Origin of the sequence: Citrobacter sp. S46_ASV_140 (genome assembly GCF_018919545.1) — a bacterium.
GTDB classification, from domain to species: Bacteria; Pseudomonadota; Gammaproteobacteria; order Enterobacterales; family Enterobacteriaceae; genus Citrobacter; species Citrobacter braakii.
The window spans coordinates 1-12,602 of record NZ_JAHLRC010000102.1 but is presented as its reverse complement, the minus strand read 5'-3'; the positions used below and the strand labels follow the sequence as shown (position 1 = coordinate 12,602).

Sequence of the window (12,602 nt, the reverse complement as noted above, 5' to 3'; positions counted from 1 at the left end):
GGTTCTTTGTCGGGCAGGTTTTGATAATTTGCCTTATAACCCTCCGTTAAATGGGCTAAAGCAGCTTTCATAAAAACGACCGTCCCCCAGGCTCGTCCAGGAAACTCAGGACTGGTATGACCGTCCACATACTCGCCATTGGATTTATGTTTGCCTGGTTTATAGAGATAATACGTGTCATCAAAGTATTTATAATCTATACCCGGCCCGCCGGGTTTTAGACGCGGATCGTCAAAAGGGTATGAGCTCATATACAAATGATTCTGCGAAGTGGTAATAAATGCCTGATTATTAACCACCACCACTCTTTTGATTTCTTTTCCTTCCGGTCTGTCGACCATATTCCCCTCTGAATTTCTCTCTTGCCCCTGAAATGGGGACATATAAGATGCGACCTGCCATGTTTGCCCATAGTCTTTAGATATTTTATATGCCCCAGGTTCCCATTCAGGCACCAGAACATACTGTTCTGAAGGATGAATATATTCTCCCGTAAATACCATGTATATCGGGTTGCTATAAATTGACTTATGAATATTTCTTTTTATATCATGATAAACAACATATCCTTCACAATCATATCCGATCAGCTCCAGATAACGATTATCATCAAACCGATAAATAATCTGTGAGGGTGATTTTGTACAGGCAGAGACGGCGCATAGCGAGATTACTCCGATTATTATTTTTAACATACTTCTCAGTGTCATCATTTATCCTTAAACGTTAAGCGACTCAGGCATATCCCATTGCAGATTATTTTCCCGCATCCAGGTCACAGCGCATCCGGGTCCATCCCTTATAGCCCACCACCTCCGGTTCTTTGTCGGGCAGGTTTTGATAATTTGCCTTATAACCCTCCGTTAAATGGGCTAAAGCAGCTTTCATAAAAACGACCGTCCCCCAGGCCGCACCTGGAGATTCAGGTCTCATATGAGCGTCTACATACTTACCCTTGGATTTATGTTTACCTGGCCTGTAGAGATAATACGTGTCATCAAAGAATTTATAATCAATACCCGGTCCGCCGGGTTTTAGACGCGGATCCTCAAAAGGGTATGAACTCATATACAAATGATTCAGCGAAGTGGTAATAAATGCCTGATTATTAACCACCACCACTCTTTTTATTTCTTTTCCCTCCGGTCTGTCGACCATATTCCCCTCTGAATTTCTCTCTTGCCCCTGAAATGGGGACATATAAGATGCCACCTGCCATGTTTGCCCATAGTCTTTGGATATTTTATATGCACTCGGTTCCCATCTTGGTATCAAGATATACTTATCCGATGGGTGAATATAAACTCCGGTAAAGATCTGATATGTAGAATAAACACCATTGACTAACTCCTTATGTATATTCCTTTTGGTATCATGATACCAAAGCGCCCCCTCACAATTAAAACCTTTCAATTCAAGATAACGGTTATCATCATAGCGATAAATTACCTGTGAAGGTGATTTTGTACAGGCAGTGACAGCGCATAGCAAGAACGCACCAATTATTATCTTTAAAAAAATCTCCAGTTTCATAAATTATCCTTATACGTTAATTGGCTTAGGCATATCCCATTGCAGATTAGAAATCTCCGTATTGTATATTTCATTATGCCTGGCAGGTTTAACTGTAGTTGAATGACAGAACTCGTTAACAACACCAAATACCCCCTTGGGCAAGATGTCATCGAGTTTATTCATAAAATCTTTTGTACGGTCTTCGCTCAACTTTCCAGTATTATAATAATTAACTGCATCCAGGAAACCATTCTTCTTCATACGCCAGTCCCCACGGCGAAGTAGTTTCACCCAGAACTCACCATTTTCGTAATCAAATGCCCTGCATATCCCCACCGCCAGATCGAAGGCCATTGCTTTCGCTGGGGCATCTTTTGACATGACAATAGAGGAATGCTGGCTGTAACCAACAGGGTCTGAGTGCATCCATTCTTTTTTCAGTTCATCCGCCGTTTTTTCATAAATCAGCTGTACGGTTTTATTGTATCCCCCTCCAAGGACAGCGCCTTTGGTATAACGCTTACCATATTTATTGCTGAACATTGTGAGTTCTGCTGGTGTTAATTCCCGACCTGGCTGTAAAAAATCGAAACCTGCGCCGCTGAGATTTTTAATATCTGTCTCAGTACGGGAAATAGTAGTGGCTTTTGCAGAAAATGAGATGACCTGATCGGGGGAATCAGGCTCTAACGAATATTTATACTTGCTCTCACCCCCCTGTAGTTGATGCTTAAAAGTAACGGGAAGTTGTTCACCATTAATCACAACATCGGAAAACGTATATTGTTTAGTAAAACCCGTATCCTGATTAAAACTTCCCTTTTTTAACGTCGGCATTTCAAAAGGCACGCTTTGGGGGCTACAACCTATATCGGGGCCATTTTCGCAGAAAACACGCTGGCGCAAATTCTCTATGCCACTCGCAATGTCGTGAGGTATGCCTCGCCAGCCAAAACCCTGCACGTTAAGTAATGAGACAACACTGTCATTGGGGCAAAAATAGTTATACACCTTGCCGAAGTTATTGCGGGTATAGAGCTTATTCTTGCGCCATTGAGAATGGGTTTTACTCAGACATGTTGCGCCTTCTATATCATCAATTTCCGCTCCGGTGTGGTATTCTCCTTTGCCATATTTATCGTTTGTCGCCATCAAATGACAGAAATTTTTAAACGTCTGCTGACGGGCGCGATCCGTCTGGTGATGTCCGGGGGTCGCACTCTCGGCAAACGTATTTTCAAGCGCATAGGGGGAGTGATTAAGAATAACGCAATCAACGGGGTCCGCCCCTGCCGATTTAACCAGCATATTGGCAAGCATGGTAATGATCGTTCCCTGGGAGTGCGCAACAATATTGATAGGATCGAATTGGGTTGCCGGTTCTCTTCGAATCATCAGGATTAAATCGGCCAGCCGCTGCGCGGCAAAAAACTGATAAATACGGTGAGGGTTATCATAAATAGGATGCGTAAAATCCCCACCATTCATATGAAATGAAGCAAATCCTGCAGCGCCATTCGTCAGGCCGCCGGAGCCCGGGCCTAACATATCCGGAATAGTGGTTGTCGCATTCGCAAAGGTACCACCGCCTTTGGCATACACATCGTCGAGAACATTACCGAAATTATCATTCTGATATTTCAACGTGGTTTGAGGAATGTGTCCTAACTTTGCCAGCTTCGTGGCGTCATCTTCCTGGTAGGCATTGTAAGGCAGCTTTGCGGCGCTGCCTGATTTAGCCAGCTCATCACGATAACGCCGCTGGTCCTCGATATACGTTGCATGATCAACAGGTTTATATCCCCAGTAAAATGGGATCACCGGACTGCGCCCAGGCATTTTCACCTGCTGCTGTTCGCCATCGCCCATATCCATTTTGAACTGGTGCCATTCATGCGGATACATATCCGTACGGCCCATACGTTCATTCAGGCCGGCAATGATCCCCTGCTCCTGATTTTGATACGCCTCGCCCACATCGTTAACACCATGAACAAGGATCACAATACAGGGCATAGGGTTTTTAACCGCCACTTCGCAGACTGCCATTTTTCCGCCGGTGGATTTAGGCACGCCTTGTACCCCCGTCGCCACGACTCGCGGATTAAAGGGACTGTTACTCATTTGGCAAAATCTCCATTTTCATTTCATCCATTTCCGTCATATCCAGTAACGGCGTCATGCCTTCATCGTCGGTAACACCTTCAATGATTTCACCGGAGGCCTTAGTCAGTCTGAATTTTGTCTTTTTCAGAACATCGTCCGTATTCCCATAACCATGTAATTTAATGCGGCGGTGAAACTGGTCTTCCTGAAAAACGGGGGATTTATCTTTAACGGATTCCGGCCCACTCCAGTCAAGAGTGGTGCCTTTCAACTGCACTTTAGCGGGAGAAAATATTTTTACTGAGCCATCTTCATTTATTCGGATACCGCCACCCCCGCACAGCAACTGAATATTCTTTTTGGCGCTGATGGTCACATTGCCGTTCATACTTTGAATATGAAAATGCTGATCGGAAAGCAGGCCCATTTCACCACGCTGCGCCTGGACGGAAATATCATCTTTTGCGGCAATAATTTTGATCCCGATCGCTCTGCTGAAAAGCGATAAACCCTGTCCGACAGCCATGGAGAGTTTTTTAAAAACATTAAAACTGCCGTTATTGGCCGCATTCAGCGACAGATCTTTGTTTGCCGACAGCGCCATGGTTTCTGGTGTGAGCAGAGCCATACCTTGATCGGCATAGGCCACCAGCCCCGGCTGAGTGAGCTGTTCAAGTGCGGCGTTAAGCTGCTGCTGTTGCCCCATTTCGACGTTTAACGCTTGCGCCGTCAGGGCGCTCTGCTGAAGAGAGGTTGCCAGTACAAGCGCAGCCTGTAGCTGTTGAACAACTGCGTTCATATCGAGCTGCTTGCCCTGGGCTTTTGGCTGCGCCTCTGTCGTCAGCAATATTCCCTTTGCGGCTCTCAACACCCCCCGCTCATCGGTGCGCAGTTCTGCGCCTTCACCGCGCGGCTTACCACCAGCATCAACAAGGTGGCCCATGTTCAGCTGGGTTTTAGCGTATTCGGTACTTAACTTGACGTGTTCCTGTCCGCGTCGGTCCTCCATCCGCAGCTTATTGTGGCCCGCAGTACGGATTACGTTGCGGGTATTGTTACGGCTGGTGATGAGGTCAGGCTTTGGAGCATGATGCAGCGCATGGGCAATGAAAGGCCTTTCCGGATCACCACCTTCAAACGCAATGGCAACTTCCGCCCCCTGAATGAGCGGGAAGTGATGACCATAAGTATCACCGGCATAAATCCGTGCCAGACGGACGGGCATACTTTCATAGCCTTGCTTATGTTGGTCGAGGTCAAAATCAAACTTCACCCAATAGCGCCCCTGCACATCAATATGGGCATATTTGTCATTGTCTATTCGGGAGGAAACAATTGCGGGAACCGTACCCACGATACGCGGTCGGGGTAGTGGCTGCGACCGAAAGCAAACGCGCTCACTGTAAGGAATACCGATCAGTTGGGATTGAAGGGCGGCATCACGCCTCCCCGTCACCCGCATTGCCGTTACCACAAATCCTGAAGTAAACGCTTGCGGAATAGTACCGTCGATTTCAAGCACCATACCTGGCGCGATCGACGGGCTGGTGGTCACCCCGCTTAAAACAGATTGATTATTAAGAATAATTTCGTGATGCAGTTTGGCGTAGAACCAGCTGGATTCGCCCGGTTGTTCCTCTGCAAATTTCGATCCCGGCTGGTGGTGAATATCCGCATAACGATAATCCACTCCATACGTCGTCGATGTTTGTTCAGCCCCATCGGCATCAGCATTGAGTATTAGCGAGTTGGCAAGCCGGTAGTCAAAGTTCTTTGCTTTAACGGCTGCGGAGACAAGGTTGTGCTTTGATACCAGCTTATCGATCGCGTAATCATTTGCTGTCAGACCCGCATGAGATGCATGCATAATCTTTTGATCGAAGATGTACCGGCTTTGGGAATCACTAAAGATAAGCACCATAATGTGCGAAACCGCATGATGATTTTCAATCCTGAACCAGATCCCAACTTCTGACAGGATGCGGCTGACAAACGCTAAATCTGATTCCTCCCACTGTACGATCATTTCCCGGTCAGGATAGGTACAAAGAAGCTTATCAAAGTCGATTTCATAATCAGCAAAAAAATGCTCTTTGAGGATCTGCGTTACCAGTTTCGGAACGTTAATATTCAGGTAAATAGCCGATCGCCTGCGTCGTGAGAGTAATGCAAGCTTATGCTCCAGCCTGATTTCGTACAGTGATTCATCCGCTGAAGTGCTAATAAGTGAACATGATGTAATAACCCCTTCTATTTGCCGTTCATTGATCCACATTGCAGAACCCTGAACATATTTACTCCATTTATTATTAGGGGCTCTAATTTGTAGCATAGCTTCAATATTAAGAAGAGATTCTGGAGGGATATCTTTACGTTTTGAAGTGAATGTTATTTTATAACTATATGGTTTGCTTAGACTTTCCTTTCCGTCAATTGATTCAACATCAAGTACACCTAAATTTACCGACCCTCTGATGGTTAATAAGTATTTATTTATACTATCATCTGAAATCATACCTTCAAGATTATAGAAGCCAGAACCTTTTTTCATTATCGCATCCCTTGCAGAAAGACAGTAATACATAAAGAATAAAGTTTAATCAGCATACCAACAAGACTACTAAGAAGGTTATTTTTTACTAAAAAAATATTTTAAAACTAAACAAATAGTTATTAGCAAAGTACGTAGTACACTTATGATATATAAACGATCGGTTAACTAACGATATTTTATATTCAATAGCAGCAGATTTTAATAAGATTATTTATATTATGTATTATTCATTTTTAATCGCGAGGCAACACGCCAGCGCGCACATCCCAATGACTGCAGAAAACTGAGATTCGACTAAAAAAACAAACATATTAAGATAATGATTTATAATAACATTTGTGAAAATGCTCTTTTTATTTATCATTTTATTGAATGAATCACATCACCACATAGAAAAACACAATAAAATATAACTATTCCCTATTCTGCTGTGAGGGAGAGGTAACCGGATTGTGTCCATTTTATCCATGGGAAAGCTTTTGATTTTCTCCCTCTTCTTTGAGAGAGGGCCGCATAAAGGTCATCTTATCAGCCACAGGAGAATCAATGAAACGCTCAGCAATAAACGAAATCCTTGGCCACACGCGCCAGTTTTTCTCTCAGCACGACGTGCATCTCCCCCCTTTCGCCAGTTTCCCGCCGACCCAATGGCGCAAGCTTGATCCCGCCGCCTGGAGAGAAGTTTTCGACCTTAAGCTCGGTTGGGATGTCACCGCGTTTGGTGGCAACAATTTCGCCGCGCAAGGGTTAACGCTGTTTACCCTGCGTAATGGCTCGCCGAAAGGAATGCCTTACGAGAAATGCTACGCCGAGAAAATCATGCATGTTCGCGATGCGCAGGTCACGCCGATGCATTTTCACTGGCGTAAACGCGAAGACATTATCAATCGCGGCGGCGGTAATTTAATTGTGGAACTGTGGAATGCGGGGATCCGAGAACAAACGGAGGACAGCGACGTGAGCGTGGTGATTGACGGCTGTCGGCAAACCCATGCGGCAGGCAGTCAACTGCGCCTGACGCCGGGTGAAAGCATCTGCCTGCCACCGGGCCTGTATCACAGCTTCTGGGCGGAAGAAGGTTTTGGCGACGTGCTGGTCGGCGAGGTTTCTTCTGTTAATGACGACGACCACGATAACCACTTTCTGCAACCGATCGCCCGCTATAACGACATTGAAGAAGACGAACTGGCGCAGCTGGTGCTGTGTAATGAGTATCGCCTGTTCCGCTAACCAAGGAGCGCATTATGCCGTTGATATCTCTAGCCGATGGCCTTGCCCATGCCCGCGAGCACCGCTATGCCTTAGGGGCGTTTAACGTTCTGGACTCACACTTCCTGCGCGCGCTGTTTGCCGCGGCAAAGCAGGAACGTTCGCCGTTTATCATCAACATCGCCGAGGTGCATTTTAAATATATCTCGTTGGATTCTCTGGTCGAAGCGGTCAAGTTCGAAGCCGCGCGGCATGACATTCCGGTAGTGCTGAACCTTGACCACGGCCTGCACTTTGAGTCGGTGGTTAGGGCACTGCGCTTAGGTTTCAGTTCAGTGATGTTTGATGGCTCCACGCTGGAGTATGAAGAAAATATTCGTCAAACCCGCGAAGTGGTGAAGATGTGTCACGCCGTCGGCGTATCGGTGGAAGCCGAACTGGGCGCGGTGGGAGGCGATGAGGGCGGCGCGTTGTATGGTCATGCCGACGAGTCGCTATTTACCGACCCGATGATGGCGCGTGATTTCGTCGACAGAACCGGGATTGACGCGCTGGCGGTCGCCATTGGTAATGCACACGGCAAATATAAAGGCGAACCGGTGCTCGACTTTCCACGTCTGGACGCCCTTCGCCAGCAGGCGGCGATCCCACTGGTACTGCACGGCGGTTCCGGCATCAGCAACGACGATTTCAAGCGCGCAATTGAACTCGGCATTCACAAAATCAACTTCTATACCGGCATGTCGCAGGCGGCGCTGTCAGCGGTAGAGACAAGAATAGCGAATCGTCAGCCCCTGTACGACGAATTCGCCGAACTGCTGCTCGCCATTGAAGAGGCCATTACCGATACCGTTTCAGAACAGATGCGTATTTTTGGCAGCGCGGGACGGGTCTGATGGAACGCAGAGGCGTTATCGCCGCAGGCAACATGCTGGTCGATCATGTGCATCAAATTGTGCAGTGGCCGGAACGCGGCTGGCTGGCGGAAATCATCCGTAGCGAACGCGCCACGGGCGGTGCGCCGCTGAACGTGCTGCTGACGCTGGCGAAAATGCACACCGGACTGCCGCTGCAGGCGGTGGGGTTAATCGGTCAGGATAGCGACGGCGACTACATCATGGCGATGCTGGAGCAGTATCATGTTAATCGCCAACATGTGCAGCGCACGACTTTCGCCCCCACGTCGATGTCACAGGTGATGACCGATCCCAGCGGTCAGCGCACCTTTTTCCACTCGCCCGGCGCCAACCGGCTGCTGGATCTGCCCGCTTTTGAGCAACTGGATACCTCGATGAAAATCTTCCATCTTGGCTATCTGCTGCTGCTCGACAGTCTGGACATGCCGGATGAGGAGTACGGCACGCGTAGCGCACGGCTGCTGGCGCAAATGCGCGACAACGGCTTTGAAACATCACTGGATCTGGTTTCACGCAAGGGCGACCCACGCTATCAGCCGTTAGTGATGCCAGCCCTGCGCCATCTCGACTATCTGGTAATTAACGAGCTGGAAGCCGGGGAATTCAGCGGGCTGGAGATCCGCCAGCCCAACGGGGAGCTGCATATTGCGCACATCGCCACCGCTGCGCGCGAACTGCTGAATGCGGGCGTTCGCCAGCGGGTGGTTATCCACTGTCCGGAAGGCGCCTGGGGTGAAGCGCCGGATCTGCCGGGCGTCTGGATCCCGTCACAGTACCTGGCGCCGGAGGAGATCGTTGGCAGCGTCGGGGCGGGAGATGCGTTTTGCGCCGGATTTTTGTATGGCTGTCATGAACGCTGGTCGCTGACGGACAGCGTCAGGCTGGCACACGCCTGCGCACGAGCCAGTTTGCTGTGCGCCAACGCGATAGACGGCGCGAAAACGTTGGCAGAGTTAAAAGCCGACATAGCGTCCTTGTAGGCCGGATAAGACGTTTACGCCGCCTTATCATGATGCTGAACGTCGGCGGCAAACACATAGCCCAGTCCGCGCAGGGTTTTGATCAGCATCGGCTGATGCGGGTTGTTCTCTATTTTTCGCCGTAACCGCATGATTAGCACGTCAATGGTGCGGTCAAACACCTCAACGCTGTCGCTACGCGTCAGTTCCAGCAACTGTTCTCGGCTAAGTACCCGGCGGGCGTTTTGGGCCAGCGCCAGCAGCAGGCTGTATTCCCCCTGCGTCAACTCCACCTTCAGTTGCTGAGGATTATGTAACTGGCAACCGGCGGTATCGAGATGCCAACCGTTAAAAGAAAGCCCCGTGGTTTGCGGGCTGCCGCTTTCTGCCGTTAACACGCCGACGCGTCTGAGTACCGCCTTTACCCGCGCCACCAGCACCCGCGCATTGAACGGTTTACCGATGTAGTCGTCAGCGCCCATTTCCAACCCGACAACCACATCCGACTCGCTGCCAAGCCCGGTCAGCATCACCACCGGTAATCCGGGTCTCATCTTTTGCACCTGCTGCAGCACCATCAGACCGTTAATATCAGGCAACATCATGTCCAGCAATACCAGAGCGATTTCCGGCTGAGTCTCAATGCAGCGCAGCGCCTCCTGCCCGGTGTGACATGCGGTCACTGCAAAGACGTGTTCGCTCAGCACATCCTGTAAAAGCGTGCAGACAGCGATGTCATCATCCACAACCAGTATGGCTGGCTTCATTGTTTTTCCCCATTTCTGGCCAACTTAAATGAGTGTGATTGATTCTGCACAGAGTGACAGCGATAAGGCACAAGGATGTGTGGGAAACATAACCTCGGTCACACTGCCGGGCCGTCACGTATTAGAGATTCGTCACGTCAAATATGACGACAGCCTGTTTTTCGTCAGGGTTTTGCGCAAAATTCGCCCGTAATATCGACTAATGCCCCTGATAAAAACATGGCATAAAAGATGCATAACTCAAGCGACAAGCGCGTATGCGTGATTTGATTAACTGGAGCGAGACCGATGAAAAAAGTCGTCACGGTTTGCCCATATTGCGCATCAGGTTGCAAAATCAACCTGGTGGTCGATAACGGCAAAATCGTCCGGGCTGAAGCGGCGCAGGGGAAAACCAACCAGGGTACCTTGTGTCTGAAGGGCTACTATGGCTGGGATTTTATCAATGATACCCAGATCCTGACCCCTCGTCTGAAAACCCCAATGATCCGTCGCCAGCGTGGCGGCAAACTGGAATCCGTTTCCTGGGATGAAGCGCTTGATTACGTCGCCACTCGTCTGAGCGCCATCAAAGCGAAGTATGGCCCGGACGCTATTCAGACGACCGGTTCATCTCGCGGTACGGGTAACGAAACCAACTATGTAATGCAAAAATTCGCGCGCGCCGTTATTGGTACCAATAACGTTGACTGCTGCGCTCGCGTCTGACACGGCCCTTCGGTTGCAGGTCTGCACCAATCGGTCGGTAACGGCGCAATGAGTAATGCTATCAATGAAATTGATAACACAGATTTAGTGTTCATCTTCGGGTACAACCCGGCGGATTCCCACCCGATCGTGGCGAATCACGTGATTAATGCTAAACGTAACGGGGCGAAAATTATCGTCTGCGATCCGCGCAAAATTGAAACCGCGCGTATTGCCGATATGCACATCGCGTTGAAAAACGGCTCGAACATCGCGCTGCTCAACGCTATGGGTCATGTCATCATCGAAGAAAAACTGTACGACCAGGCGTTCGTCGCCTCCCGTACAGAAGGATTCGAAGAGTACAGCAAGATTGTCGAAGGCTACACGCCGGAGTCCGTCGAAGATATCACTGGCGTTAGCGCACAGGATATTCGTCAGGCTGCTCGTATGTACGCCACGGCAAAAAGCGCGGCCATCCTGTGGGGCATGGGTGTTACCCAGTTCTATCAGGGTGTGGAAACCGTGCGTTCACTGACCAGCCTCGCAATGCTGACCGGCAACCTCGGTAAGCCAAGCGTGGGCGTTAACCCGGTTCGTGGCCAGAACAACGTTCAGGGCGCATGCGACATGGGCGCGCTACCGGATACCTATCCGGGCTATCAGTATGTGAAAGATCCGGCTAACCGCGAGAAGTTCGCTAAAGCCTGGGGCGTGGAAAGTCTGCCTGCACATACCGGCTATCGTATCAGTGAACTGCCGCACCGTGCGGCGCATGGCGAAGTCCGCGCGGCATACATTATGGGTGAAGATCCATTACAGACCGATGCTGAACTCTCCGCAGTGCGCAAAGGCTTTGAGGATCTGGAACTGGTCATCGTGCAGGATATCTTCATGACCAAAACTGCCGCTGCCGCAGACGTTATTTTACCGTCTACGTCATGGGGCGAGCATGAAGGCGTCTTCTCCGCGGCTGACCGTGGCTTCCAGCGCTTCTTTAAAGCCGTTGAGCCGAAGTGGGATCTGAAAACGGACTGGCAGATTATCAGTGAAATCGCCACCCGTATGGGCTACCCGATGCACTACAACAACACCCAGGAAATCTGGGATGAGTTGCGTCATCTGTGCCCGGATTTCTACGGTGCCACTTACGAGAAAATGGGCGAACTGGGCTATATCCAGTGGCCTTGCCGCGACACCTCAGAAACCGACCAGGGTACGTCTTATCTCTTCAAAGAGAAGTTCGATACCCCGAACGGCATGGCGCAGTTCTTTACCTGCGACTGGGTAGCGCCAATCGACAAACTCACTGAGGAGTACCCGATGGTGCTGTCTACGGTGCGTGAAGTCGGCCACTACTCTTGCCGTTCAATGACCGGTAACTGTGCGGCGCTGGCCGCGCTGGCGGATGAACCGGGCTATGCCCAGATCAACACCGCCGACGCAGAACGCCTGGGCATCCAGGATGAAGAGCTGGTGTGGGTTAACTCGCGTAAAGGCCGGGTCATTACCCGTGCAGCAGTCAGCGATCGTCCAAACAAAGGCGCGATTTACATGACCTACCAGTGGTGGATTGGCGCATGTAATGAGCTGGTAACCGAGAACTTAAGCCCGATTACCAAAACGCCGGAGTACAAGTACTGTGCCGTTAACGTTGAACGCATTGCCGATCAGCGCGCTGCCGAGCAGTATGTCATTGATGAGTACACCAAGCTGAAAGCCAGCCTGCGCGAAAGCGCGATGGGTTAGTCCGTTTACGTAACTGTTCTGCAACAGCCTCCGCCCGGAGGCTGTTTTTTTATCCATACGATCTCTTTATACTGTTCATTCCGTACCCTAAATAAAACTCAAAATGAAACAACTCATTGCATTGATGTTCTTTATGACA

9 protein-coding genes are annotated in these 12,602 nt (G+C 49.5%); 4 read left to right on the top strand and 5 right to left on the bottom strand.

Annotated elements, in window-relative coordinates:
* The 4 genes from KQJ19_RS18815 to vgrG form a co-directional block, all read right to left on the bottom strand.
* Positions 1-710: hypothetical protein (locus KQJ19_RS18815; RefSeq protein ID WP_216403980.1), on the bottom strand; the 710-nt coding region annotated here is incomplete at its 3' end.
* A gap of 46 nt (positions 711-756) precedes the next feature.
* Positions 757-1,533 carry a hypothetical protein gene (locus KQJ19_RS18810; RefSeq protein ID WP_216403979.1) on the bottom strand — a complete coding sequence of 259 codons (777 nt, stop codon included), beginning with the start codon at positions 1,531-1,533 and terminating at the stop codon, positions 757-759.
* Positions 1,534-1,542: 9 nt separating this feature from the next.
* Positions 1,543-3,639, bottom strand: a complete 2,097-nt coding sequence (locus KQJ19_RS18805) for a DUF3274 domain-containing protein (RefSeq protein WP_216403978.1) — start codon at positions 3,637-3,639, stop codon at positions 1,543-1,545.
* Positions 3,632-6,172, bottom strand: a complete 2,541-nt coding sequence (vgrG, locus tag KQJ19_RS18800) for a type VI secretion system Vgr family protein (RefSeq protein ID WP_216403977.1) — start codon at positions 6,170-6,172, stop codon at positions 3,632-3,634. Before vgrG ends, KQJ19_RS18805 begins: the two co-directional genes overlap by 8 nt.
* A gap of 549 nt (positions 6,173-6,721) precedes the next feature.
* Between vgrG and KQJ19_RS18795 the strand changes: the two genes are divergently transcribed.
* Genes KQJ19_RS18795 through KQJ19_RS18785 form a run of 3 tightly spaced genes read left to right on the top strand, consistent with a single transcriptional unit; the run spans position 6,722 to position 9,281 of the window.
* On the top strand, positions 6,722-7,405 hold the full coding sequence (locus tag KQJ19_RS18795) for a D-lyxose/D-mannose family sugar isomerase (protein ID WP_216403976.1): 684 nt from the start codon (positions 6,722-6,724) through the stop codon (positions 7,403-7,405).
* 14 nt (positions 7,406-7,419) lie between these two features.
* Entirely contained in the window at positions 7,420-8,280 is an 861-nt protein-coding gene (locus KQJ19_RS18790; protein ID WP_016155383.1) for a ketose 1,6-bisphosphate aldolase, read from the top strand.
* Positions 8,277-9,281 (top strand): carbohydrate kinase family protein, encoded by a 1,005-nt coding sequence (locus KQJ19_RS18785; protein ID WP_087121875.1) that lies wholly within the window; start codon positions 8,277-8,279, stop codon positions 9,279-9,281. The genes KQJ19_RS18790 and KQJ19_RS18785 overlap by 4 nt, the downstream gene beginning before the upstream one ends.
* Positions 9,282-9,295: 14 nt before the next feature.
* On the opposite strand, the gene KQJ19_RS18780 is transcribed toward KQJ19_RS18785, so the two are convergent.
* Positions 9,296-10,027 (bottom strand): response regulator transcription factor, encoded by a 732-nt coding sequence (locus KQJ19_RS18780; protein ID WP_019077857.1) that lies wholly within the window; start codon positions 10,025-10,027, stop codon positions 9,296-9,298.
* A 288-nt stretch (positions 10,028-10,315) separates the two neighbouring features.
* Here KQJ19_RS18780 and fdhF point away from each other — a divergent pair, with 288 nt between their 5' ends.
* Positions 10,316-12,463: a formate dehydrogenase subunit alpha gene (fdhF, locus tag KQJ19_RS18775; RefSeq protein WP_216403975.1), complete on the top strand. Its 2,148-nt coding sequence runs from the start codon at positions 10,316-10,318 to the stop codon at positions 12,461-12,463.
* The last annotated feature ends 139 nt before the right edge of the window (positions 12,464-12,602 follow it).

What these genes read in the sequence shown, in the direction of transcription:
- KQJ19_RS18780 (WP_019077857.1), bottom strand. Translation starts at nt 10,027, where the DNA reads ATGAAGCCAGCCATACTGGTTGTGGATGATGACATCGCTGTCTGCACG.
- KQJ19_RS18790 (WP_016155383.1), top strand. Translation starts at nt 7,420, where the DNA reads ATGCCGTTGATATCTCTAGCCGATGGCCTTGCCCATGCCCGCGAGCAC.
- KQJ19_RS18795 (WP_216403976.1), top strand. Translation starts at nt 6,722, where the DNA reads ATGAAACGCTCAGCAATAAACGAAATCCTTGGCCACACGCGCCAGTTT.
- vgrG (WP_216403977.1), bottom strand. Translation starts at nt 6,172, where the DNA reads ATGAAAAAAGGTTCTGGCTTCTATAATCTTGAAGGTATGATTTCAGAT.
- KQJ19_RS18805 (WP_216403978.1), bottom strand. Translation starts at nt 3,639, where the DNA reads ATGAGTAACAGTCCCTTTAATCCGCGAGTCGTGGCGACGGGGGTACAA.
- KQJ19_RS18810 (WP_216403979.1), bottom strand. Translation starts at nt 1,533, where the DNA reads ATGAAACTGGAGATTTTTTTAAAGATAATAATTGGTGCGTTCTTGCTA.